General features: G+C 71.6%; 22 protein-coding genes. 16 read left to right on the forward strand and 6 right to left on the reverse strand.

Translation table 11 applies throughout. The features are described from left to right. The first annotated feature begins 117 nt into the window (after nucleotides 1–117). Entirely contained in the window at nucleotides 118–1,155 is a 1,038-nt protein-coding gene (locus ABD785_RS28820; protein WP_344834683.1) for a DUF6777 domain-containing protein, read from the forward strand. A 290-nt stretch (nucleotides 1,156–1,445) separates the two neighbouring features. Continuing rightward, entirely contained in the window at nucleotides 1,446–2,060 is a 615-nt protein-coding gene (locus ABD785_RS28825) for an FMN-binding negative transcriptional regulator (protein WP_344834513.1), read from the forward strand. 13 nt (nucleotides 2,061–2,073) lie between these two features. Here ABD785_RS28825 and ABD785_RS28830 read toward each other — a convergent pair whose 3' ends face one another. The 4 genes from ABD785_RS28830 to ABD785_RS28845 form a co-directional block, all read right to left on the reverse strand. Beyond that, nucleotides 2,074–2,796: a M50 family metallopeptidase gene (locus tag ABD785_RS28830; RefSeq protein ID WP_344834516.1), complete on the reverse strand. Its 723-nt coding sequence runs from the start codon at nucleotides 2,794–2,796 to the stop codon at nucleotides 2,074–2,076. A 70-nt stretch (nucleotides 2,797–2,866) separates the two neighbouring features. After that, nucleotides 2,867–3,772, reverse strand: coding sequence for a phosphorothioated DNA-binding restriction endonuclease (locus ABD785_RS28835; RefSeq protein WP_344834519.1), 906 nt, complete (start codon nucleotides 3,770–3,772; stop codon nucleotides 2,867–2,869). A gap of 72 nt (nucleotides 3,773–3,844) precedes the next feature. Continuing rightward, nucleotides 3,845–5,350, reverse strand: coding sequence for an alpha/beta hydrolase (locus ABD785_RS28840; protein ID WP_344834522.1), 1,506 nt, complete (start codon nucleotides 5,348–5,350; stop codon nucleotides 3,845–3,847). Nucleotides 5,351–5,366: 16 nt separating this feature from the next. Then, entirely contained in the window at nucleotides 5,367–6,017 is a 651-nt protein-coding gene (locus ABD785_RS28845) for a response regulator (protein ID WP_344834525.1), read from the reverse strand. A gap of 314 nt (nucleotides 6,018–6,331) precedes the next feature. On the opposite strand from ABD785_RS28845, the gene ABD785_RS28850 reads away from it, so the two are divergent. From ABD785_RS28850 to ABD785_RS28900, 11 genes are read left to right on the forward strand one after another with little or no spacing between them, the layout of a single operon-like run. After that, nucleotides 6,332–6,550, forward strand: coding sequence for a Flp family type IVb pilin (locus ABD785_RS28850; RefSeq protein ID WP_344834528.1), 219 nt, complete (start codon nucleotides 6,332–6,334; stop codon nucleotides 6,548–6,550). Nucleotides 6,551–6,553: 3 nt separating this feature from the next. Further along, nucleotides 6,554–6,742: a Flp family type IVb pilin gene (locus ABD785_RS28855; protein ID WP_344834531.1), complete on the forward strand. Its 189-nt coding sequence runs from the start codon at nucleotides 6,554–6,556 to the stop codon at nucleotides 6,740–6,742. Continuing rightward, entirely contained in the window at nucleotides 6,739–7,179 is a 441-nt protein-coding gene (locus ABD785_RS28860) for a TadE/TadG family type IV pilus assembly protein (RefSeq protein WP_344834534.1), read from the forward strand. Before ABD785_RS28855 ends, ABD785_RS28860 begins: the two co-directional genes overlap by 4 nt. Next, entirely contained in the window at nucleotides 7,167–8,342 is a 1,176-nt protein-coding gene (locus ABD785_RS28865) for a pilus assembly protein TadG-related protein (RefSeq protein ID WP_344834536.1), read from the forward strand. The genes ABD785_RS28860 and ABD785_RS28865 overlap by 13 nt, the downstream gene beginning before the upstream one ends. Before the next feature lie 24 nt (nucleotides 8,343–8,366). Beyond that, nucleotides 8,367–9,110 (forward strand): Flp pilus assembly protein CpaB, encoded by a 744-nt coding sequence (cpaB, locus tag ABD785_RS28870; RefSeq protein WP_344834540.1) that lies wholly within the window; start codon nucleotides 8,367–8,369, stop codon nucleotides 9,108–9,110. 14 nt (nucleotides 9,111–9,124) lie between these two features. Beyond that, a complete protein-coding gene (locus ABD785_RS28875) occupies nucleotides 9,125–10,300 on the forward strand; it encodes a CpaE/TadZ family protein (RefSeq protein ID WP_344834542.1) in 1,176 nt (391 codons plus the stop codon). Further along, nucleotides 10,297–11,691, forward strand: a complete 1,395-nt coding sequence (locus tag ABD785_RS28880) for a TadA family conjugal transfer-associated ATPase (RefSeq protein ID WP_344834544.1) — start codon at nucleotides 10,297–10,299, stop codon at nucleotides 11,689–11,691. Before ABD785_RS28875 ends, ABD785_RS28880 begins: the two co-directional genes overlap by 4 nt. Then, complete coding sequence (locus ABD785_RS28885; protein ID WP_344834548.1) at nucleotides 11,685–12,647, forward strand: type II secretion system F family protein; 963 nt, start codon at nucleotides 11,685–11,687, stop codon at nucleotides 12,645–12,647. The genes ABD785_RS28880 and ABD785_RS28885 overlap by 7 nt, the downstream gene beginning before the upstream one ends. 1 nt (nucleotide 12,648) lies before the next feature. Continuing rightward, nucleotides 12,649–13,563, forward strand: a complete 915-nt coding sequence (locus ABD785_RS28890) for a type II secretion system F family protein (RefSeq protein WP_344834550.1) — start codon at nucleotides 12,649–12,651, stop codon at nucleotides 13,561–13,563. Between the two features lie 13 nt (nucleotides 13,564–13,576). Next, the gene (locus ABD785_RS28895; RefSeq protein ID WP_344834552.1) at nucleotides 13,577–14,959 is read left to right on the forward strand and encodes a hypothetical protein; all 1,383 of its coding nucleotides are present in this window, start codon (nucleotides 13,577–13,579) and stop codon (nucleotides 14,957–14,959) included. Beyond that, nucleotides 14,956–16,212 (forward strand): hypothetical protein, encoded by a 1,257-nt coding sequence (locus tag ABD785_RS28900; RefSeq protein ID WP_344834555.1) that lies wholly within the window; start codon nucleotides 14,956–14,958, stop codon nucleotides 16,210–16,212. Before ABD785_RS28895 ends, ABD785_RS28900 begins: the two co-directional genes overlap by 4 nt. 22 nt (nucleotides 16,213–16,234) lie before the next feature. Here the strand turns inward: ABD785_RS28900 and ABD785_RS28905 are convergent, their stop codons facing one another. Beyond that, nucleotides 16,235–16,591: an ACT domain-containing protein gene (locus tag ABD785_RS28905; RefSeq protein ID WP_344834558.1), complete on the reverse strand. Its 357-nt coding sequence runs from the start codon at nucleotides 16,589–16,591 to the stop codon at nucleotides 16,235–16,237. A gap of 23 nt (nucleotides 16,592–16,614) precedes the next feature. Beyond that, nucleotides 16,615–18,633 carry a spermine/spermidine synthase domain-containing protein gene (locus ABD785_RS28910; RefSeq protein ID WP_344834561.1) on the reverse strand — a complete coding sequence of 673 codons (2,019 nt, stop codon included), beginning with the start codon at nucleotides 18,631–18,633 and terminating at the stop codon, nucleotides 16,615–16,617. A gap of 195 nt (nucleotides 18,634–18,828) precedes the next feature. Between ABD785_RS28910 and ABD785_RS28915 the strand changes: the two genes are divergently transcribed. The 3 genes from ABD785_RS28915 (at nucleotide 18,829) to ABD785_RS28925 (ending at nucleotide 22,184) form a co-directional block, all read left to right on the forward strand. Beyond that, complete coding sequence (locus tag ABD785_RS28915; protein WP_344834564.1) at nucleotides 18,829–19,800, forward strand: hypothetical protein; 972 nt, start codon at nucleotides 18,829–18,831, stop codon at nucleotides 19,798–19,800. A gap of 78 nt (nucleotides 19,801–19,878) precedes the next feature. Then, a complete protein-coding gene (locus ABD785_RS28920; RefSeq protein ID WP_344834566.1) occupies nucleotides 19,879–21,015 on the forward strand; it encodes a CaiB/BaiF CoA transferase family protein in 1,137 nt (378 codons plus the stop codon). Nucleotides 21,016–21,035: 20 nt separating this feature from the next. Continuing rightward, entirely contained in the window at nucleotides 21,036–22,184 is a 1,149-nt protein-coding gene (locus ABD785_RS28925) for a CoA transferase (protein ID WP_344834568.1), read from the forward strand. Nucleotides 22,185–22,219: the final 35 nt, after the last annotated feature.

Here is a 22,219-nt window from a genome sequence, read left to right on the forward strand (position 1 = left end):
GAATGTGCACTTTCTCATCGCGTCGGACATCCAAGTCTATAGGCAGTGCCAATCCCGGACGGGGGTTCTCTCGTGGGTGCGCGAATTCGGGCGGCGATAACGGTACTTGTGGTCGTTATGGGCGCCCTGGCCGGCTGCGGGGGCGCCGGCGCGACCATCACCAGGCTGGCGGTCGGCGATCCCGGCCCCGACGCCTACACGCTCGTCTCCGGAGTCGACGACGCGGCCGTGACCCGCCGTGTGGAGGCGGGCGGTCAGATGGGCGGTGACCAGCCCGGCCTGTACGGCGGCACCCGCAAGACCGCGAGCTGCGACAAGGACGCACTGGTCGCGTTCCTGCAGGGGAACCCGGACAAGGCGAAAGCCTGGGCGGACGTCCACGGCATCGCCGCCGACACGATCAAGGGGTTCGTGGACGGCCTGACCCCCGCGGTCCTGCGCGTCGACACCTTCGTGACCAACCACGGCTTCCGCAGCGGGAAGGCGACCGCCATGCAGGCCGTCCTCCAGGCGGGGATCGGGGTCCTCGTCGACGGTCACGGCCTGCCGGTCGTGAAATGCAACTGCGGCAATCCCCTGACCGCTCCTGACAAAAACATCAAAATGGACGAGAGTAGCTTCAAGGGGGCCGAGTGGCCAGGGTTCGACAAGGACAAAGTGACGGTTATCGAGTCTCCTGGGAAGGATGTGAAATCGCTTCAGCTGGTCGACTCCAAGGCGGGAACGATCTTCGACCGTCCGACCGGTAGCGCGGGCGGCGCCGACGGCAAGCCCCAGCCGATCCCGCCCCCTGCCCAGCCCGCTCCTGCCCCGCAGTACAGCCTCCCGCCCGGCACGACCGCCCCGGGCGAGGACCGGCCCGGCACCACGGCACCGAGCAGCGGCCCGCCCGGCGGCACCGCCGACCCCGGTCCGGGCACGGCGCCGCCGCCCACGGCCGAACCGCCCGCGAGCCAGGAGCCCCCGCCGACGAACCCGCCCGACGCTCCCCCCGTCACTCAGGACCCGCCCGGCGCCGAGGTCCCGCCCAAGGTCCAGGACCCGCCTCAGGAGGACCCCCCTCAACAGGACCCGCCCCAGGAGGATCCGCCCAAGGCGACCACCCCGGAACCCTCCGCGCAGGTCCCGGCGGAGGATCCGCCTCCGACGGCGTAGCCGCTCGCCCTAACCGCGGCGCCCGGACCTGCCCCGGGTGCCGCGGGTCCGGGCGCGGTGGCGGCGCAGGCGGGCCTGGCGTTTGCGGCGGTAGTCGGCGCGCTTGAGCTTCTTGTCGGCCATGCCGTTCATCGTTCGCCCGGATCCCGTGGCCGCACAGGCCCCTGTCCGTAACCGGACGTCAGGCCGTGTCTCACGGATCTTCGTCCTACCGCGCGCGACGCCCGGGCACGCACCTGGACGCCGCTCGTCACGGACGAGACCCGTGAGACACGGCCTAGGATCTCGTCATGCTCCTTCATCCCTGGGACGTCGCGGACGACGGCGAATGGCGCGACTGGCTGCTGGAGGGCCGCGCCTTCGGGCAGCTCGTGGCCGGCGGCAGGGACAGGGACCTGCCCGTGGTCGTCCCCACGCACTTCCTGTTCGACGGAGCGGAGATCGTCAGGCTGCATCTGGCCCGGCCGAACCCGGTCTGGCCGCTGCTGGAGGAGCACCCCAGGGCCCTGCTGACGGTCGTCGACGACTACGTCTACGCCGAGTCGGAGTGGATGCGCGACGAGGGGCAGGCCGTCGAGGACGCCGTTCCGACCTCGTTCTACGCGACCGTCCACCTCGCGTGCGATGTCCGGATCATCGACGATCCCGAGGAGAAGGCCGAGATCCTCAACCGGCAGCTCGTCCACTTCGAGCCGCCCGAGTCCGAGCGGCTGCCCGTCCCCCCTGACGACCGGAACCTCAAGGGCATCCGGGGCCTGGAGCTGACCGTCACCGAGGCCAGGGCCAAGTTCAAGTACGCGGGCAACAAGACCGGCGAGGTCAGGGACCGCGTCTCCCGGCGCCTGGCAGAGCGACGGGCCCCCCGCGACCGGGCCGCCAGGGCTCTCCTGGACCGAAGGCGCTGACTTGGGAACGACCCTAGATCGGCAGCAGGTCGAAGGCCCAGCGCTCGGGGATGAGCAGGGCCGCGCCGACGTAGAGGGAGGCCAGCGCGACCACCCCGAAGACCAGCACCCACATCAGGCCGGGCACGCCGGTGAGCTTCGCGAGCTGGTCGGCGTCGGAGGTCGGCGCCTGCCTGCGGGACCGCATCCGCTGGAGCTCGATCACCGGCCGCGCGCCCGCCAGGAGCAGGAACGACGCCCCGAAGTAGGCGAAGGCCGCCTGGATCTGGTCGCTCGCGAACCAGGACACGGCGAAGATCACCGCCCCGGTCGTGACGACCGACACCACGCCGAACATGTTCCTGATCATGATCAGGATCCCGGCGAGGAGGGCCAGCGCCGCCCAGAGCATCAGGGTCGTGCGCCCCATCCCGATCAGCCAGGCGAACAGCAGCCCGAGCAGCGGCGGCGCGGTGTACCCGGCCAGGGCGGTGAAGACCATCCCGGCCCCGTCGGGACGGCCCCGCGACACCGTGACGCCCGAGGTGTCGGAGTGCAGCCGGATCCCGTCGAGTTTCCGGCCGAACAGCAGCGCGACCAGTGCGTGCCCGCCCTCGTGGGCGATCGTCACGATGTTCCGTGACAGCCGCCAGGCGGGTGGATAGGCCACCAGCCCGAGGGCCAGGACGGCCGCGGCCACCACGATCCACGGCTTCGGATCGTCGTTAACCTGCCAGAGAGCACTGATACTCGCCATTGTCCGCCCTTCAGAGTGCGCGCCAAGAATATGACGCCGTGGGCGGTCTGCGCGTTCGGACGGTGGTCTTTCAGCCGGATCTGCGCGGCGGGCCCCTGAAGACCTGCCGGGTGTGCCAGTCGATGTTCCTGACGTCCGGTTTCGCGAAGCCCGGCTGCGGCGGCCGCACCGTCCGGCCGGAGAGGTCGAGCACGTAGTCGCGGGAGGCGTCGGTGGTCCCGACGAAGTGGCGCGAGACGATGATCTTGCCGGAGCCGACGATCCCCAGGACGCCCTTGTCGAAGAGCCGGTGGTGCAGGGTGCACAGGCACAGGCAGTTGCTCATGTCGTCGCGCCCCTCGAAGGCCCACCAGCGCAGCCGGGCGACCTCGAGGCCGATCACGCTGTTGCCGATCCAGCCCTCGTAGCCGCAGAAGGCGCACCGGCAGTCGTAGGCCACGAGGATCTTCTGGCGGATCATGGGGTCGCGCGCCGAGCGGGGAAGGCCGCCCTCGACGTACTTGGCGACCGTCGCGGTCTGCGCCACCTCGGGCATGACGCCCGCGGCGGCGCACAGGTCCATGTGCAGGCTCGGCTCGAAGTTGGTGTCCAGCAGCACCCGGACGATCTGCGCCATCAGCACGGGATCGGCCAGCATCTCCTTGGCGAACGCCGGGGCCAGCCGCCCGTGGACGTCCCCGGCGATCAGGAGTTCCCGGTCGGCGCCGGGGCAGGGTCCGCCGACTCCGGTCGCGACCTCCCAAAGCCCGTCGGAGGCCAGATGATGGAACGGCAGAGCGGGCCCGACGAGTTTCGGCGGCCCGAACTCGGCGAACAGCAGGTCGAGGGCCTGCTCCGTCTCACGGAAACGGATCGGCTTGTAGCCCGTCCGTTGCAGCTGCCCGATCGCGTACAGGAGCAACAAGGCCTTGTGCGGATCACGCTCGCCCCCGCGAGTCCACCGTCGCAGCCTGGTGACTCGTTCCAGCCACTCCATCCAGGAAGGATATTCCCTTCTATCTCTTATGTCTCCCTTCTGTCACGGCTAGACATACGGGAGATTGCGCACCTAGGAATAAGGGCCGGCGTCATGGCAGCGGAGGGACCCGTCCGGAAGCCGCCCCGTGAGGAGGTAGCCCTCGACGGCCCGGTCCACGCAGGCCCCGCGCCCGTAGACGATGTGACCGCTCGCCTCGTTCGTGACGAGCACCGCGCCGGGGAAGCGGGCCGCGACGCTCCTCGCCCACGGCAACGGGGTCCGGAAGTCCTTCGTGTTGCCGAGCAGGAGCACCGGCCCGATGCCCTTCGGCGTGATCGCCTGCTGGGACAGGCCCGGGGCCTTCCAGTAGGAGCAGGCGAGCTGGAGGTTGGACTCGGCGAACAGCGGCGAGCGCCTGGCCATCGCCGCGATGTGCTCGTCGGTGGCCTCCTTCTCGCGCACGTCCTGGGGCGTCTCCAGGCAGGTGACCGCGACGTTCGCGGCGACCGTCGAGTCGTATCTTCCGTCCCCGCCGCGCCCCCTGGCCAGGTCGGCGAGGGCCAGGACGTCCCGGCCGTCGCCCTGGAGAACCTTCGCGAACGCCCGCACCCCGAGCGGCCAGAGCTCCTCCGTCATGGACAGGGCGATCGTCGCGGTGTGGAGGTCGGAGTCGGTGACCGGGCGTCCGCCGTCTCCGCGCAGCGGCTCGCGGTCGGCCTGGCCGAACAGCCGCCACAGCCGGTCGTTCGCCGCCTTCGTGGTCGCGCCGAGCGGGCAGCCGCGCCGGACGCAGTAGCCGAGGAACAGGTCGAACTGGCCGTCGAGGGAGGTCAGCTGGCTCTCGGTGATCGCCCCGGCCCACAGGCCCGAGTCGACGACCGAGTCCAGCACCATCCGCCGGACCCTGCCGGGGAACAGGCCCGCGTAGACCTGGCCGAGCTGGGTGCCGTAGGAGAAGCCGAGGTAGTTCAGGTTCCGGTCGCCGACGACGGCGCGGATCACGTCCATGTCGCGGGCGACGCTGTCGGTGCCGAGATGGGGCAGGATCCAGCCCGACTTCTCCTGGCACTCCTCGGCGTACCGGCGCGACATGGTCCGCAGGCGCTGGCGCTCCCAGCCGGTGTCGGGGGTGGAGTCGGTGCGGTAGAAGCGGTCGAGCTCGTCGTCGTCCAGGCAGCGGATGCCGTTGCTGCGCCCGACTCCGCGGGGGTCGAACCCCACGATGTCGTAGCGCCGCCGCACCTTCGCCCCGACCACCTCGCGGGCGCCGAAGGCCAGGTCGAGGCCGGAGGCGCCGGGGCCGCCCGGATTGACCAGCAGCGACCCCTGCCGCGCCCCCGTGGCGGGCAGGCGGGTGACGGCGATCGCCAGCGGCCGGCCGTCCGGGTCGCGGTAGTCCAGGGGCACCTTGACGTCGGCGCACGCGAAGCCCCGGTGCCCGGGGCAGGCGTGCCAGCGCGGCCGCTGGTCGTAGAAGCGCTCGAGCCGGGCGGTGTCGATGGACGGGACGGGCGGGGCGACCGGCGGGGCGGCGGCGGGCGCTGCGGTGCAGCCCGCCACGAGGGCCAGGCAGGCGAGCAGAAGAGTCGGTCTCACGCTGTTTCTCGGGATTTCAGGAGGCGTGCAGCCGTTCGGGCGGCTCGTGGCTGATCAGCCCGAGCCGCAGGGCCTTCATCAGCGCCTGCGTCCGGTTGCCCGCGCCGAGCTTGTCGTACAGCCGGGCGGTGTAGGTCTTGGTGGTGTTGTGGCTGAGGTTCATGGCCCGCGCGATGGCCGCGATCGGGAGCCCCTCCTGGAGCAGCCGCAGCGTCTCCTGCTCGCGCGGCGTCAGCAGGACCGCCTCGGTCCGCCGCCGCCGCAGGGCCGCGGCGAGCTCGGCCGCCGTGAACGACTGAGGGGCAACGGCCGCGTGCCGGATCGCCGACAGGAACTCCGGGACGGCCGCGGACTTGGCGACATAGGCGCTGGCTCCGGCCTCCATGGCGCGGAACAGCGGGCTGTCGCTGGACCCGGTGCCGAGCACGACGACGCCGAGGTCCGGATAGAGCTGACGCAGTTCGGCCGTCAGGGTGAGGCCGTCGGTGTCGGGGAGCTGCTGCGCGACCACGGCCACCTCGGGCCTGAGCATCCCGATCTGGGTCCTGCCGCCCGCGGCGTCGACGGCCGTGGCGGCGATGACCAGATCCTTCTGCTCGGTGACGACCTGGGCGAGACCGTGCCTCGACAACGTGTTCCCGTCGATGACGACTATGCGGACTGACATTTCGGACCTCCCCGGGGTTGAACCGGGCTCCTAGCTCGGCTGGAAGGGTGTCAGAAGGAAACCACAAGTAAAAGACCGGTCACTTGACGTGAACAGAGTGTCTTGTCAGAGGATGTTCTGTCCGCCGACTCTGGAGGTCGTAGCCGTTCTGTGATAGCTGTCCCCCGTTTGGGGGACAGGCCCCTCTTTCGGGTGACTTGAGATGTCGCATCGGGGGATTTCCCCCCGGGCGGTTCCTCTCCAGGCTGGGCTCTCGTCAGCGGCCCCGGCGATCACCGGAAACCGGCGGCCATGCCGAAAGGACCCCCGTACTCATGAACAGCACCCTCGCACGCCGTTTTGTCACACGTCTGCGCCGGCTGGCCGCGGAAACGCGTGACGCCGGCGCCTCGGCCGTCGAATACGCGCTGCTCGTCGGCCTGATCGCGATCGTGATCATCGTCGGGGCGACCGCGCTCGGCACCCAGATCAACCAGAAGCTGAACAACGCCGCCAGCTCGGTTCAGGGCGCGGGCGGCGGCGCGACCAACTAGCGCGTGGACGACGGGGGCGGCAAGCCGCGGACGGGACTCGATCGCGGGGCGACCGCGGTCGAGTACACCCTGCTCACCGTGCTGATCGCGATCATCGCCATCGCCGGGAGCAGGGCGCTCGGCACGGCCCTTTCCAGCAGGGTCACCTCACAGACGGGACAGGTCAGCGCAGTGGTGACGCCGAGCCCATGACAGGCGAGCGTACGAAGAGGACCCGGGCCGCGGGCGCGCGGCGCGACGGCGGGGCCGCGGCGGTGGAGTTCGCTCTTCTGCTGCCGCTGATCGTGGCGCTGCTGTTCGGCATGATCGATCTCGGGGTGCTCCTCAACACGAAGATCACCGTCACGGAGGCCGCCCGCCAGGCGATCCGCACCTACGTCCTCACCAGGGACGACGACCCCGACACCCGCGAGACGACGAAGCGGGAGAGCGGCCTGGCCGTGCTGACCGCGCTCGCCGGCCCCCCTACGACCATCGACTGGACCACGTGCACCGAGCTGAGCAGCACCTCGACCCTCAGGACCGCGACAGTGAAGGTCACCTACGAGCGCAGCGCCGTGATCGGGCTGATCCCCGGCCTCCGGCGCGCGACCCTCTCCTCCACGGCGGTCATGCCATGCCCGGACTGATGCGCCGGCTGGCCGGAGACCGCGGCTCGATGGCGCCCTTGTTCGCCGTGCTGCTCGCGGGGGGAGTCCTGCTGGGCGCGGCCGCCGTGGTCGTCGACGTCGGCCGGGTCTACGCCGAACGCGAGGAGCTCCAGACCGGAGCAGACGGAGCGGCGATGGCCCTGGCCCAGTACTGCGCCGCCAGGCCGAGCGGGAACCCCTGCGCCCCGGGCGGGCTCGCGGCCGCCCTCACCGACGCGCGGCTCGTGGCCGGGCGGAACGCCTCCGACGGGCGCGCCGACGTGACCTTCGTCTGTGGCATGGCGGGCACGACCTCGCTGCGCGCCGACGCCTGCCCGGCCCGTCCGGCCAACGCCACCGGCTGCGTCCGGCAGCGCCCGGCCGCGGGCAACTACGTCGAGGTGCAGGCGAGCTCGCGGGGCACCGACGACCGCCGCCTTCTGCCCTACTCCTTCACCCAGGCCGTCACGGGGTCGCCGGGCGTCACGGTCGCCACCTGCGCACGGGCGGGATGGGGGGCGTCCCAGCGGGTGCCCTACGCCTTCCCGTTCATGATCTCCGAGTGCTCCTGGAAGCGCGCCACCGCCGACGGCACCGAGATCGGCCCCCATCCGGAGAACCCCTTCCGGCCCGGCCGGGACCAGAACGAGGAGACGGTCGGGCGGGAGGCCGGCGGCTGCGACGGCGACCAGAACATCGCCGGCCTGATCGCCACCAACGAGGCGACCTGCCAGAAGAACGTCAAGGTCGGCGACACCGTGATCGGCTACGACGCGGGAACGGTCCTCGGCGCGATCCAGGGCCAGATCGACAACATCGTCTGCGGGTTCAACGTGCTCATCCCGTGGCTCCTGGACTTCATCGGCAACATCTTCGGGCAGGCCACCGCGCGGATCGTCCATGTGCCGATCTTCAAGGACGGCCCGACCGGCGGCGGCTCGGTGAAGAACTACCAGATCCTCGGTTTCGCGCCCTTCGTCCTGACCGGCGGGAACATCGGGCTGATCACCACGCCGAGCTACCGCAACCTCCTGAACTGGTGCGCGTTCCCGCTCGACGTCACTCACCCGTGCCTGATCGGCTACTTCGTCCACGACTCCCTTGACGGCCCCTACGGGGGCTCCGCGAACTACGGGCTGACCAGCGTCGGCCTGGCCGGCTGACGGCCTGAGAACGATCGAGGAACCATGAACCGTCGGCTGTTGACCATCGTCGTCGCCCTCGTGCTCGCCGCGGTGGGCACCCTCGCGGTGCTCACCTACGTGCGGAGCGCGGACGACCGGGCCGTGGCGGGGAACAAGGCGGTGAGCGTGCTGGTGGCGGCGCGGGCCATCGCCCCCGGGACGCCCGTGGCCGCCCTCCAGCAGCAGGGCTACCTGAGGACCAGGAACTACCCGGCGAGCAGCGTCCCCGACGACGCGATCTCGCAGCTCACCGACGACCAGCTCCGCCTGGTGGTCGCCTCCTCGGTGCGGCAGGGCGGGCTGATCACCGCCTCGGTGATGGCGGAGCCGGGCTCCAGCCAGGCGTTCGTCATCCCCGAGGGGAAGATCGCGGTGACCGTCGCGCTGGACGAGGCGCAGCGGGTCGCCAACTTCGCCAAGCCGGGCACCAAGGTCGTGGTCTTCGTCGGGTTCAGCCGGGTCGTCACCAAGGGCACGGGAGACAGCAAGATCAGCAAGACCGAGGACATCGTCAAGATCATGATGGCGGACGTGCCGGTCCTGGCAGTGGGGGAGTCCGCCGCCAAGTCGGCCGACGCCGACAACACGGCCAACCGGAAACTGATCACGCTCGGGGTCACGCAGGAGCAGGGGGAGCGCCTGATCCTCGGGGCGACCGCCAACGCGCTCTACATGGGCCTGCAGACCGACTCGTCCGAGCTCAACGTGAAGAGCCCGGGCATCAGCAGCATCAAAGTCATCAACTGAGGTCGGAGGGCCAGATGCCGATCATCTGTGAACCGGACGAGAACGCCGCCCGCAGGCTGTCGGCCGGGTTCCGCGAGCACGGACGCGTCCTGCCCGATCTGCGGGCCGTCGCCGAGGCGCTCGCCGCGGACCCGGCGGAGGCCGTCGTGGTCGTCGGTCCCGGCGTGGACCTGCGGGCGGTGCTGGCGTTCGCCGCCGCGCGCCGCGGCGACCGGCCGGACCTCGGCATCGTGCTCGTCCGGGAGCGGCTCGACGTGGGCGTGATGGGCGAGGCGATGCGGGCCGGGATCCGGGAGGTGATAGCCGACCGGGACTTCCCCGCGCTCATGGACGCCTGCCGCCGCTGCTGGGAGGTCTCCCAGGAGGTGCAGGCCGGCCGCAGGGCCGCCGCTCCGGTCGCCGCGGGCAAGGACGGCCAGGTCGTCGTGGTCTTCGCGGCCAAGGGCGGCTGCGGCAAGTCGACGATCTCGACCAACCTGGCGGTCGCGCTCGCCGCCGACGGCAGGCACCAGGTCTGCCTGGTCGACCTCGACCTGGCCTTCGGCGACGTCGCGATCCTGCTGAGGCTGACCCCGCAGCGGACCATCGTCGACGCGATCCCGATGGTGGGCCGGATGGACGAGGTCGGCGTCCACTCCATGCTGGTCAAGCACGACTCCGGCCTGGCGACCGTGCTCGCACCCGTGTCGCCCGGAGAGGCGGAGAAGGTGTCGGGGGCGCTGGTCACCGAGCTGCTCGGCGTGCTCAAGAAGATGTTCGACGTCGTCATCGTCGACACCCCGTCGCAGCTCAGCGAGCACGTGCTCGCCGCCATGGACGTCGCCGACCGGCATCTGCTGCTGGCCGCGCCGGAGGTGACGGCGCTCAAGGGCCTCCGGGTCACCCTCGACATGCTGGAGCTGCTCGGCTACCCCGCCTCCGCGCGCACCTTCCTGATCAACCGCGCCGACATCCGGGCGGGCCTGTCGATGGCCGACATGGAACGGGTGATCGGGGCGCGGGTCGCCGTCCACGTCCCGCACAGCCAGGACGTCTCCGGCTCGATCAACCGGGGCGTCCCGATGGTCCTGGAGAGCCCCGGTCACCCGGTCAGCCAGGCCGTCCGCCAGGCCGCGGGCGTGATCGTCGACGGGGCCGCCGCCGTCGAGCAGCGCGGCAGGTTCCGGCGCGGCAGGGCGGCCAGGCGATGAGCAGCCTCGGCGAGCGCCTGGCCCGCCTCAACGCCCCCGAGATCGATCCCGGTCCCGAGGCCCCGGCCGCCGCCCTGGTCCCGGCGCAGAACCGGCGTTCCAGCCGTCCGGGCGACCCGTTCGCCGGCCTCAAGCGCCGGGTCCACCAGGCGCTCGTGGACACGCTCGGGCCCAAGCTGCACGACGCGAACCTGACGCCCGGCGAGCTGGAGCAGGCCGTCCGGTCGACGCTCCAGATGGTCCTCGACCAGGACGAGACCCCGCTGACGGTCATGGACAGGGCGCGGGTGGCCCAGGACGTCGCCGACGAGATCCTCGGCTTCGGCCCGCTGGAGCCCTACCTCAGCGACGCCGAGGTCACCGAGATCATGGTCAACGGTCCCGGCCAGATCTACGTGGAACGCGGCGGCCGGATCTACCTGGCCGAGGGCGCCTTCGCGGGCGAGGCCAGCCTGCGGCGCGTCATCGAGAAGATCGTCTCCAAGGTCGGCCGCCGGATCGACGAGTCCAGCCCGATGGTCGACGCCCGCCTCCCCGACGGCAGCCGCGTCAACGCCGTCGTCCCCCCGGTCGCCATCGACGGCTCCCTGCTGACGATCCGGAAGTTCTCGGCGGAGCCGCTGACCGTCCACGACATGGTCGGCTTCGGCACCGTCACCCCGCAGGTCGCCGAGCTGGTCGCCGCGTGCGTGCGGGCCCGGCTGAACATCGTCATCAGCGGCGGCACCGGCTCGGGCAAGACGACGACCCTGAACGTCCTGTCGTCGTTCATCCCGCCCGACGAGCGGATCGTCACCATCGAGGACGCCGCCGAGCTCCAGCTCCGCCAGGAGCACGTGCTGCGGATGGAGTCCCGGCCGCCCAACATCGAGGGCAAGGGCCAGGTCACCATCCGCGACCTGGTCCGCAACAGCCTCCGCATGCGCCCCGACCGGATCGTGGTCGGCGAGGTCCGCGACGGCGCCGCCCTCGACATGCTCCAGGCCATGAACACCGGCCACGACGGCTCCCTGACCACGGTCCACGCCAACAGCCCCCGCGACGTGCTGTCGCGGCTGGAGACGATGGTCCTGATGTCGGGCATGGAACTGCCGATCAAGGCCGTCAGGGAGCAGATGGCCTCGGCCATCGACCTGATCATCCACCAGGCACGGTTCAAGGACGGCGGCCGTCGCGTCACCCACGTGACCGAGGTCTCCGGAATGGAGGGCGACATCGTCACCCTGCAGGACATCTTCCTGTTCGACACCCGCGCGGGGGTGGACCAGAACGGCCGCTCCCTCGGCACGATGCGCTCGACCGGGCTGCGCCCCCGTTTCATGGCCAAGCTCGCCGACGTCGGCATCTCCCTCCCGCAGGAGATCTTCGGCTTCGAGAAGTCGCCGTGGTGACCCGCCACGTGGTGCTCGGCCTCGTCTTCGCCGGCATCTTCCTGCTGGTCGTCGGGTTCGGGATGCGCCGCCCCGCCGAGGAGCCCGACCTCGCCCAGCGCATCGACCTCTACCGGCCGGGGCTGCTGAGCCGCCGGGGCGTGGACGGCGAGGGCTCGGTCTCGACCGCCCTGCTGAGCCTCACCCAGCGGCTCATCGGGATGGCGGGCAAGGCCGAGCAGATCGCCGCCGACCTCGCCCGCGCGGGCTGGAAGCTCCAGCCGCACGAGTGGACCCTGATCCGCGGCATCGCCTGCCTGACGACGTCGATCGGGCTGTACTCCCTCACCGGCCGGATCCTCATCAGCGTCGTGCTCGGCGTCGCGGGGCCGTGGCTGGCCGCCAGGATCGTCCTCGCCGGTGCCCGCAACCGCAGGGTGACGGCCTTCTCCGACCAGCTCCCCGACGCCCTGTCGATGATCGCGGGCAGTCTCCGGGCCGGCTTCACCGTCTCCCAGGCGCTGGAGCGGATCGCCGACTCCGAGAGCCGGCCCCTGGGCACGGAGATGCTGCGCGCCCACGCCCAGACCAGGATCGGCGTCACCATCGAGGACGCCCTCGACCAGGTCGCCGCCCGGATGGAGTGCACCGACCTGACCTGGGTCGTGATGAGCATCCGGATCCAGCGCGAGGTCGGCGGCAACCTCGCCGACGTCATCGAGACGACCATGGACACGATGCGCGAGCGCAGCCGCCTGCGCCGCCACGTGCGGGCGCTGTCGGCCGAGGGACGCCTGTCGGCCTATGTCCTGATCGCGCTGCCGATCCTGCTGACCCTGGCGCTGATGGTGCTCAAGCCGGACTACATGGCGCCCATGTACACCACCGGGACGGGCCTGACGATGCTGCTCGCCGGAGCGGTGTCCATGGGCATCGGCTGGCTGTGGATCAGCCGAATGATCAAGATTGATCTCTGACATGAACGCACTGCTGCTCTACGGCGGCCTCGCTGCCATCGCGCTGGCCCTGGTCCTGCTGGTCGTCGCCGTCATCGGCGGCCGCCGCGCGCCCACCCCGATCGAGGCGGGCCTGTCGGCCATCGAACGCGACTACGCGGGCAAGCGGCCGCGGTCGCTGCTCGGCGGCCCTGCCGGCGAGCCGATCCTGATGGTCAGGTTCCGGGCGCTCGCCCTGCGGCTCTCCCCGCAGGGGGTGATCGAGAAGATGCAGGAGCGGCTCGACACCGCGGGCAACCCCGGCGGCTGGACGCCCGAGCGCATCCTGTCCTTCAAGGGGCTCGGTCTCGTCGGCGGGATCCTCCTGGCCGGGCTGATGGCGGCGGGCCGTCCCGGCTACGGTCCGCTCATGGCCGTGGCGTTCGCCGCCGCCGGGTTCTTCGGCCCCGACGTCCTGCTCTACAACGCCGGGCTGCGGCGCCAGGAGCTCATCAGGAAGACCCTGCCCGACGTCCTGGACCTGCTGTGCGTCAGCGTCGAGAGCGGTCTCGGCTTCGACGCCGCCCTCGCCCGCGTCGCCACCAACACGCGCGGGCCGCTGTCGCAGGAGCTCGTCCGGGTGATGCAGGAGATCCAGCTCGGCCAGTCCCGCGAGGACTCGCTCAAGGCCCTGGCCCTGCGCAACCGGGTGCAGGAGCTCAGGACCTTCGTCAACGCGATGGTGCAGGCGGCCGACCTCGGCATCCCGGTCGGGAAGGTCCTGCGCGAGCAGGCCAACGAGATGCGGGTCAAGCGGCGGCAGAACGCCGAGGAGAAGGCGCAGAAGCTCGCGGTGAAGATCACCGTCCCGGTCATCTTCTTCCTCTTCCCCGCCATGTTCCTGGTGCTGCTCGGGCCCGGGGTCATCAACTACCTCAACGGCGGGGTGCTGAAGTGACGGGGCCCGGCTGATGGGCTACGCGTTCGCGGCCGTGTTCGCGCTGGTCGGCTGGTGGCGCGGGCTGCGGCCGCTCGGCGACAACTCCTTCCTCACCCATCTGGCGACCGGCCGGTGGATCCTGGACCACGGCCTGCCGCGCGCCGACCCGTTCTCCTTCACCGCCCCCGGCGACCCGTGGGTGCTCCAGTCCTGGCTGGTCGAGCTCCTGTACGCCGGGCTCGACCGGTCCTTCGGCGGGTCGGCGATCCAGCTCCTCAACGCGGCGGCCGGAGCGGGCATCGGCTGGTCGGCCTACCGGCTGGCGCTGCGGCTGTCGGGAGACCGGGTGCGGGCGGCGCTGCTGACGGCCTCGGCGCTGTCGGCGTCGGTCTGGTTCTGGTGGGAGCGCCCGCTGCTGTTCGGGATCGCGTTCCTGCTGGCCCTGGTCTGGGCGGTCGAGTGCCCCGGCTCCCCGCTCGGCCGCAGGCCCCTGGTGACCCTGCCGATCCTGTTCTGGCTGTGGACGAGCAGCCACGGCACCTTCGCGCTCGGCTACGTCTACCTCGGCCTCCATCTGGCCGGGCGCTGGGCGGAGGGCGAACGCCCCTCGCTCCGGCACGGGCTGCTCCCCGCCGCGCTCCTCGCCTTCGCCGCGGGCTTCGCCAACCCCTACGGCTGGCGGCTCGTCGCCTTCCCCGCGAAGCTGATGGCCAGGGGGAGCGTCCTGGAGAACATCTCCGAATGGCAGTCGCCGAGCTTCCGCGTCCCGCTGGGCATGCTGCTCGCGCTCTTCCTCGGCCTGACCGTCGTGATCCTCGCGCGGACCCGGCCGGGCCGGCGGGACCTGCTGGTCGTGCTGCCGTTCCTGTTCCTCGCGCTGTGGGCGCAGCGCAACATCGCGCTCGCCCCGCTGGTGGTCCTGCCGGTGCTGGCCCGGCTCGTCGAGCGCGCGGAGACCCCGGAGCGCCGGGCCGGACGGCCGTTCGCGGTCACCGCGTCGGCCGCGGTCCTGGCGATCGCGGCCTCCTTCCTCGTGCAGTCGGCCTCCGCGCCCGCCTACGGGCTGGGCAGAAGCCCCGTGGCGGCGGTGCGGGCGGTCGAGCGGGAGGGCCTGATCGGGCGGCGGATCCTGACCGTCGACGCCTGGGGCTGCTATCTCATCTACGCCTACGCGGGACGTCAGCCGGTCTTCGTCGACGACCGGTTCGACCTGTACCCCGAGCGCGTCACCGGCGACTACCTGAAGCTGCTCGACGGCGACCGGGACTGGCGGGCGATCCTCGGCCGGTACGCCTTCGACGTGGTCGTGTGGCCGGAGGAGAAACCGCTGAGCGAGTACCTGGCCGCCGATCCCGGCTGGCGGCAGGTCTTCCGTGACGCCATGGCCGCCGTGTACGTGCGCACCCCGCCGTGACGGAGCTGTTCGCCGGGTCGTGGGCGGTCGCGGCGCTCCTGCACGTCTGGGCGCACCCCGCCTCGGCCGGGTTCACCGCCGCGCCGACCTGGACGGGCCTCGTGCACGTCCTGCTGGCGTTCGCCGCGCTCGCGGTCCTGCTGAGTCCCGGCCGGCGCGACCGGCTGGTCGTCCTGTGCGGGCTCCAGGTGCTCTCGGCCGCGATGGAGCTGCCCCGCCTCGGCAACCACTGGCTGCTCGCCGCGCTGGTCTCGGCAGCCGTCGTGACCACCCGCGACTTCGCGGCGCCCGCCCGGCTGGTCCTGCTCACCGCCTACTCCTTCATGGCCTTCTCCAAGCTGAACACCGGCTTCCTCGACCCGGCGGTGAGCTGCGGCCGGTTCTTCGCCGACGAGCTGGGCTCGTCCTACGGGCTGCCGACCCCGGGCACCGGGGCCGTGCCGTACCTGACGGCCGCCGTCGAGTGCGCGATCCCCGTGCTGCTGCTCGTGCGGCGCACCCGCGCCGCCGGGGTGCTCCTGGGGCTGGCCTTCCACGGGCTGATCTCGCTGGACCGCACCCATCTGTTCACCGACTTCAGCGCCGTGCTGTACGCGCTGTTCCCGCTGTTCCTGGCCGGCGTCCCCGACCGCCGTCCGCGCACCCTCCTGGCCGCGGCGGGGCTCCTCGTCGGCTTCGGGCTGTGGACCTTCCCCGGGGAGTGGGCGCGCAGCGCGGGACTGCTGTGGTGGCTGGTGGCCGCGGTCCCGGTGGCGGCGGCCGCAGTCCGGCACCGGGCACCGGCCGCCCTCGGGAGGCCGCACCGCGGGCTCATGGTCCTGCCGGTGCTCGCGCTGCTGAACGGCCTCACGCCCTACCTGGAGGTCAAGACGGCCTTCGGCTGGAACATGTACGCCAACCTCCGCACGGTCGCGGGCCGCTCCAACCATCTGCTCGTGCCCGCGACCCTGCCGCTGTCGGGAGCGCAGCGCCATCTGGTGGAGGTGATCTCCTCCGGCGATCCCGCGCTCGGGGAGTACGCCGCCACCGGGTACCTGCTGGCGGTGCCCCAGCTCCGCGCCTACGCCCGGATCCGTCCCGGCTCCGACCTCACCTACCGGCTCGACGGCGCCGAGCACCACGCGTCCCGGCTGGCAGGCGATCCCGTCCTCGGCCGTCCGCTCCCGTGGTGGCGGGAGAGGCTGCTGCCGCTGCGCGCCGTCGACCCCGGCCCGGGACCACGCTGCCAGTCCGGCTGGGGAGCCGCGGGCTGACGGCGCCGGGACGGCGGCTGGATCAGGACGGCCGCTGGATCCGGTAGCCCGCGGACTCCAGGGCCTTGACGGCGTCGTCCTGGAGACGTTCGGGCACGAGGACGAGGTCGGCGTGGAAGGTGGAGGCCACGAAGACCTCGATGCCCGCCGCGGCCAGGGGGGTGAGCAGCCCGGACAGGACGCCGGGGACGTCCAGGCCGTGGGCCTCGCCGTAGAAGCCCGTCCAGCGGTCGGCCGCGGTCCACGGGTCGGCCTCCCGGACGACCGTCAGCCCCTCGGGCGCGCGGACCAGGGCGATCCACTCGTCGTCCTCGGGGAACGCGGTGGCCGGGAGGTGGCCGATGGTGAAGGTGGACGGCACGATGCCCAGGGTCAGCATTCGAACACCCTATCCAATCGGCGTCAGGCGAGGGCGGTGCGCCGCATCACCGCGAACGCGGCCAGGTAGAGGACGGCGGCGACGATCAGCAGGAAGTGGTAGCCGGTGGCCAGCCCGATGTACTCCAGGCAGCCGCCGACCATCGCGCCCAGCAGGTTCGCCCCGAACGCGGTGGAGGCGTCGGCGGTCTCGGTGAAGCGCCGGGCGAAGATGATGTTCGCGGCGAAGATCGGCAGGAATGCGATCGTCACGGCGGCCACCGCCCGCACCGGGAGCGGGAGCTCCAGCAGCCAGGAGTTGGGGACCACCCAGGCCAGCACGAGGCCCGCGAGCAGGATCCCGAACATCACCGGGAGCGGTGGCGTCCGGAACCTGCGGGTCACCTCCACGGCCGCCAGCACCGCCACCAGGACGCCGCCGAAGACGATCGCGTTCACCACCCAGGTCGTGCCGAACAGCAGCGCGAACCCCGTGACGCTCTTCGTCTCCAGCAGCATGAACGCCGCACCGAGCAGGACCAGGTCGCCGTAGGGCCGCATCTTGCGGAACGGCCCGCCGAACAGCCGCACCACGATGACCGAGGCGGCCAGGATCAGGGCGAGCACGATCAGGTGCAGCGACGGGATCGAGGCGTCCTTGAGGTAGAGGAACGGCCGGTCGTCGGTGGTCGGCTCGACGAACGACTCGTCCGTCCAGACCGACTGGCACGCCTGGTCGGCCTGGGTGAGCCCGGCGGTCATGACGGCGAGCTGGCCGGCGGCCGAGGGGACGTCCAGGCAGGGGGCGTGGCCGAAGACCTTGTCGGCCGTCCCGGCGAGCCGGTCGACCAGCCAGCGCTCCCGGTAGAAGTTGTACATGGAGAACGCGCCGCCCGGCTTGAGGTGGTCGCGGGCGGAGGCGAAGGCCTCCCTGGTGAACAGGTAGGACTCCAGCCGCAGCGCGCCCTGGCCCGGCACGAGCGTCAGGGAGTCGGGCAGCGCGAAGATGATCAGGTCGTACTTGCGGTCGGTCGAGGACAGGAACGCCCTGCCGTCGTTGATGTGGGCGTGGACCCTCGGGTCGCCGTAGGGCTTGTCGGGGTTGCGCTGGACGCCGATGCCCTTGAGCCGCGGGTCGATCTCGACCGCGTCGACCCGGGTCGCGCCGTTGCGCAACGCGATGGCGGCGTCGGTGCCGCTGCCCGCGCCGACGATCAGGACGTCCTTGTGCGGGTTGGCGGGCGTGCGGGCGTAGGGGTAGCCGTAGAAGGGCGACTCCTGGAGCCGGTAGTTCGCGTCCGAGACGCTCTGGTGCGGCACGCCGTTCGCGGTGATCTGGGTGCCGGGGTGGCCGTCCCACATCCCGCTCGTCCAGGTGATCTTGCTGTAGGGCGACCAGAGGGTCTGGGCGGCGATCGACTCGCCCGCCAGCAGCGCGACCAGCGCGAGCGCGGGGGTGATGACGAGCAGCCGCTCGATCAGGTTGTCCGGCGCGAGCAGCCACAGGTAGAGCCCTGCGGCGATGACGCCCCACACGACCGGCGGCGCGTACAGGAACGACAGCGCGGTGAAGGCGCCGATGCCCAGCAGGCTGCCGACAAGGTCCCAGCGGTAGGCGTCCAGGCGGGACAGCCGCTCGAAGCACTCCCCGACGATCTGCGCCGGTCCCATGAGGATCGTCGCGACGGCCAGGAAGATGACCGGCAGGACCGTCCAGGCGGGCGGCCCCTCGATCGAGACGGCCGTGAAGTAGATGAGGTCGCTGCCCGACCGGTTGATCGTCACCGGGTACTTCAGCACCAGCCCGACGAGCAGGGCGAGGATCATCAGCGACAGGATCGGCTTGCCCGGGTTCCTGGACGCCCGCAGGAATCCGACCCCGATCCCGAGGAACGACCCCAGCAGGACGAAGTTGCTGAAGTAGGCGAGGTGGACCACGTTCGACCCGGTCCACCGGATCAGGGCCAGCTCGAGGAAGAGCATCAGCGCGCTGCTGCCCACCAGTCGGCGCTTGACCGAGTTCGAGTTCTCCACGGTCACGGTCGGCTCGTCGGTGAGCGACATATACGGTCCTCGCTGGGGGAGTCGGGGGCCTGCTACCAGGGAAAGAAACGTACCGTTACCGGCCGGAACTTCGGTAGTGCGTACACGCGCGCGGGTAAACGAACTCTCAATTCGGCTGCGTCATCACTCTCTGTGTTCCTAACCTTCGGATGTCTTGACAGTCCCAGGTCAGAGAGGTTCCCCCACATGCCGGACATGGCGGCAGAGAAGCGGTATCGGGAGTTGGTCAGGCTGTCGTACCTGATCCTGCCCGGAGACGGGTCGCGGGAGGTCCGGCTGGCCCTCGCGCGGCGGATCGTCGACCGGAACCTGCCGCGCAGGCCGGTGAGCGGCCGGACCTACTTCGAGGCGCGTCAGCGGGTCCTGCGCCAGTCGCTCCATCCCTCGCGGCGGCTGCGGATCCGGCTCGTCCCGTGGCAGCGCGGGCTGCCCGCGGCGGTCCCCGGCAATCCGGCGCTGGCCGCCCTCGAACCGGGCGAGCGCGTCACCTACGTGCTGCGCAGGGTCGCCAAGCTGCGCCGGTACATCGTCCGCGACCTGCTCGTCGACCTCGGGGTCGGTGATCCGCAGACGCTGCTGACCCGGGTCGAGGAGATGCCCGACCTCGACGTGCTGGCCCCCGTCAACGTCGGCAAGCGCCGCAGGTTCCGGCGCTCCCGCGTCCCGCTGCTGGTCGCCACGGCGCTGACCTGCGCGCTCGTGGCGGCCGTCGAGGTCGAGGAGCACAGCCACTCGGTCGCGGCCGCGCGGGCCACCCACCACCCGACGCCCGCCCCGGTGCGGCCGACGAAGGCACCCCTGCCCGTCCCGCCGGCCGAGACCGTCTACTGGAAGGGCACGCTGCCCGCCAAGGGCGGCGCGGCCGAGCTGCGCTGCCGCAGGGAGACCCTGCCGGACGGCACCGTGCGCCAGGCCGGGATCCTCATCGTGAGGAAGGTCAGGTTCGTGGCGAGCGAGTGCGCGGACGGCGCCACCGGCCTGTGGTGGAAGGCCCCGTCGCAGCGCTGGTACTACCTGGCCGCCGCCCGGCCCGGACTCCAGGTGAAGCTCGCCGGGGTCAAGCGCAAGGGCGCGCTGGCCTACGTGAAGGGGACCAAGGCGAAGAAGACGCCCCTGCGGAAGCCGGTGCTCACCACGGTGGCGGTGAAGGCAGGCGGCACGACCTGAGCCCAGTCAGTCGGCACTTACTCGGGGATGGCACACTGTCCTCGTAAAAGCCGGATGAACGCGAAGGGGTGTGGGGTCATGGGTCCGCTTTCAGGGGTCCGGGTGATCGAGCTGGCCGGGATCGGTCCCGGCCCGTTCGCCGCGATGGTGCTGGCCGACCTCGGCGCCGAGGTCATCCGGGTCGACCGGCCGGGCCGGGGCGGAGCGGGCCCGGCGGCCAACGCCGACCTGTCCAACCGGGGCAAGCGCTCGGTGGCCGTCGACCTCAAGAGCGACGCGGGCCGCGAGGTGGTGCTCCGCCTGATCGACCAGGCCGACGTGCTGATCGAGGGATTCCGCCCCGGCGTCACCGAGCGGCTCGGCCTCGGCCCCGACGAGTGCCTCAAGCGCAACCCCAAGCTCGTCTACGGCCGGATGACGGGCTGGGGCCAGGAGGGCCCGCTCAGCCAGCTCGCCGGGCACGACATCGGCTACATCGCGATCACGGGCGTCCTGCACGCGATCGGCCGCAGGGGCGGCCCGCCCCAGGTGCCGCTGAACCTGCTCGGCGACTTCGCCGGCGGCAGCATGTACCTCGTCGTCGGGATCCTGGCGGCCCTGCTGGAGTCGACGCGCAGCCGCCAGGGCCAGGTCGTCGACGCCGCGATCGTCGACGGCGCCGCCCACCTGTCGACCTTCATCCACGCCTTCATGGCCTCCGGCACCTGGACGACCGAGCGCGGCACCAACCTGCTCGACACCGGAGCGCCCTTCTACGACGTCTACGAGACCTCCGACGGCGAGTACATGGCCGTCGGCGCGATCGAGTCGCAGTTCTACGCCGAGTTCCTGCGCCTGCTCGAGGTCGACCCCGCCGAGGCCGGTCAGTTCGACTTCGCGAACTGGGAGAACAACCGGGCCCTGTTCGCCTCGCGGTTCAAGGCGAAGACCCGCGACGAGTGGGCCCAGGTCTTCCTCCCCTCCGACGCCTGCGTCGCCCCGGTCCTCAGCCTCGAAGAGGCCAAGACCCACCCCTACAACGCCGCCCGCGACGTGTTCGTCACCGGCCCCGACGAGCGCCTCCAGCCGGCCCCCGCCCCCCGCTTCTCCCGGACGCCCGGAGAGATCACCCGGCCGCCGTCCATCGGCGGCGCGCACTCCCGCGAGATCCTGACCGAGCTCGGTTTCGCGGACGTCGACGAACTGATCGCCTCGGGCGCTGTCGCCGAGGGCTGAGGATCCGGTTGACTCAGGACATGTCATTGCTGCGCGGCCTGCGGGTGCTCGAGGTGTCCTCCTTCGTGGCCGCGCCGCTGGGCGGGATGACCCTGGCCCAGCTCGGCGCCGAGGTCGTCAGGGTCGACCCGATCGGCGGCGCCGCGGACACCCACCGGTGGCCCCTGGACGAGCACGGCGCCTCGCTCTACTGGGCGGGCCTGAACAAGGGGAAGCGCTCGATCGCGGTCGACCTGCGCTCGTCCCCCGGCCGTGAGCTGGTCACCCGGCTGGCGGCCCAGGCCGGGGTGGTCCTCACCAACGCGCCCTGGCCGTCGTACGAGGACCTGCGGGCCCGCCGTCCCGGGCTGATCCACGTCGCGATCGAGGGGCATCCGGGAGGGCGTCCCGCGGTCGACTACACCGTGAACGCCGAGACCGGTTTCCCCATGGTCACCGGGCTCGGCGGCGAGCCCGTCAACCACGTGCTGCCCGCCTGGGACGTGGCCTGCGGGCTGTACGCGGCGGTCGCGATCCTCGCCGCCGACCACCACCGCCTGCGCACCGGGAACGGCCGCGCCATCAGGATCGCCCTGTCCGACGTCGCCCTCGCGACGGCCGGCAACCTCGGCTTCCTGGGCGAGGCCGAGCTGAACGGGGTCGACCGGCCGCGCATCGGCAACCACCTGTACGGCGGGTTCGCCCGCGACTTCACCTGCTCCGACGGGCGCCTGATGCTCGTCACCCTCACCCGCCGCCACTTCGACGCGCTGATGAAGGCGACGGGCGCCACCGAACGCGCCGCCGAGCTGGAACGCCTGGTCGGCGCCGACTTCGGCGAGGACGGCGACCGCTACCGGCATCGCGAGCCGCTCGCGGCGCTGGTCGAGCCGTGGTTCGCGGCCCGCACCCTGGCCGAGGCGGGGGAGGCCCTCGACCGCACACCGGTCCTGTGGTCGCCCTACCGGACCTTCCGCGAGGTCCTCGAGCACGACCACGACCTGCTGACCGAGATCGACCAGCCGGGCATCGGCCGCCACCGGGTGCCGGGCTCGCCGATCGACTCCGGCGGCGACCGCGGCGCCCTCCCCGCACCGCTCCTCGGTCAGGACGCCGACCTCGTCCTGACCAGGCTCGGTCTCGCTCCCGCAGACATAGAACGCCTCAAAAAGGACGGCACGGTCGGGTGACTTGCCCAGGTTCCCGGCGAATGGAAGGGAACCGG

Origin of the sequence: Actinocorallia longicatena (genome assembly GCF_039534125.1) — a bacterium.
Lineage (GTDB): Bacteria > Actinomycetota > Actinomycetes > Streptosporangiales > Streptosporangiaceae > Actinocorallia > Actinocorallia longicatena.

Bases quoted from the DNA above. Each gene is read 5' to 3' on its own strand.
- ABD785_RS28820 (WP_344834683.1), top strand. From the start codon at position 118: ATGGGCGCCCTGGCCGGCTGCGGGGGCGCCGGCGCGACCATCACCAGG.
- ABD785_RS28825 (WP_344834513.1), top strand. From the start codon at position 1,446: ATGCTCCTTCATCCCTGGGACGTCGCGGACGACGGCGAATGGCGCGAC.
- ABD785_RS28830 (WP_344834516.1), bottom strand. From the start codon at position 2,796: ATGGCGAGTATCAGTGCTCTCTGGCAGGTTAACGACGATCCGAAGCCG.
- ABD785_RS28835 (WP_344834519.1), bottom strand. From the start codon at position 3,772: ATGGAGTGGCTGGAACGAGTCACCAGGCTGCGACGGTGGACTCGCGGG.
- ABD785_RS28845 (WP_344834525.1), bottom strand. From the start codon at position 6,017: ATGTCAGTCCGCATAGTCGTCATCGACGGGAACACGTTGTCGAGGCAC.
- ABD785_RS28850 (WP_344834528.1), top strand. From the start codon at position 6,332: ATGAACAGCACCCTCGCACGCCGTTTTGTCACACGTCTGCGCCGGCTG.
- ABD785_RS28860 (WP_344834534.1), top strand. From the start codon at position 6,739: ATGACAGGCGAGCGTACGAAGAGGACCCGGGCCGCGGGCGCGCGGCGC.
- ABD785_RS28865 (WP_344834536.1), top strand. From the start codon at position 7,167: ATGCCCGGACTGATGCGCCGGCTGGCCGGAGACCGCGGCTCGATGGCG.
- cpaB (WP_344834540.1), top strand. From the start codon at position 8,367: ATGAACCGTCGGCTGTTGACCATCGTCGTCGCCCTCGTGCTCGCCGCG.
- ABD785_RS28875 (WP_344834542.1), top strand. From the start codon at position 9,125: ATGCCGATCATCTGTGAACCGGACGAGAACGCCGCCCGCAGGCTGTCG.
- ABD785_RS28880 (WP_344834544.1), top strand. From the start codon at position 10,297: ATGAGCAGCCTCGGCGAGCGCCTGGCCCGCCTCAACGCCCCCGAGATC.
- ABD785_RS28890 (WP_344834550.1), top strand. From the start codon at position 12,649: ATGAACGCACTGCTGCTCTACGGCGGCCTCGCTGCCATCGCGCTGGCC.
- ABD785_RS28895 (WP_344834552.1), top strand. From the start codon at position 13,577: ATGGGCTACGCGTTCGCGGCCGTGTTCGCGCTGGTCGGCTGGTGGCGC.
- ABD785_RS28905 (WP_344834558.1), bottom strand. From the start codon at position 16,591: ATGCTGACCCTGGGCATCGTGCCGTCCACCTTCACCATCGGCCACCTC.
- ABD785_RS28910 (WP_344834561.1), bottom strand. From the start codon at position 18,633: ATGTCGCTCACCGACGAGCCGACCGTGACCGTGGAGAACTCGAACTCG.
- ABD785_RS28915 (WP_344834564.1), top strand. From the start codon at position 18,829: ATGGCGGCAGAGAAGCGGTATCGGGAGTTGGTCAGGCTGTCGTACCTG.
- ABD785_RS28920 (WP_344834566.1), top strand. From the start codon at position 19,879: ATGGGTCCGCTTTCAGGGGTCCGGGTGATCGAGCTGGCCGGGATCGGT.
- ABD785_RS28925 (WP_344834568.1), top strand. From the start codon at position 21,036: ATGTCATTGCTGCGCGGCCTGCGGGTGCTCGAGGTGTCCTCCTTCGTG.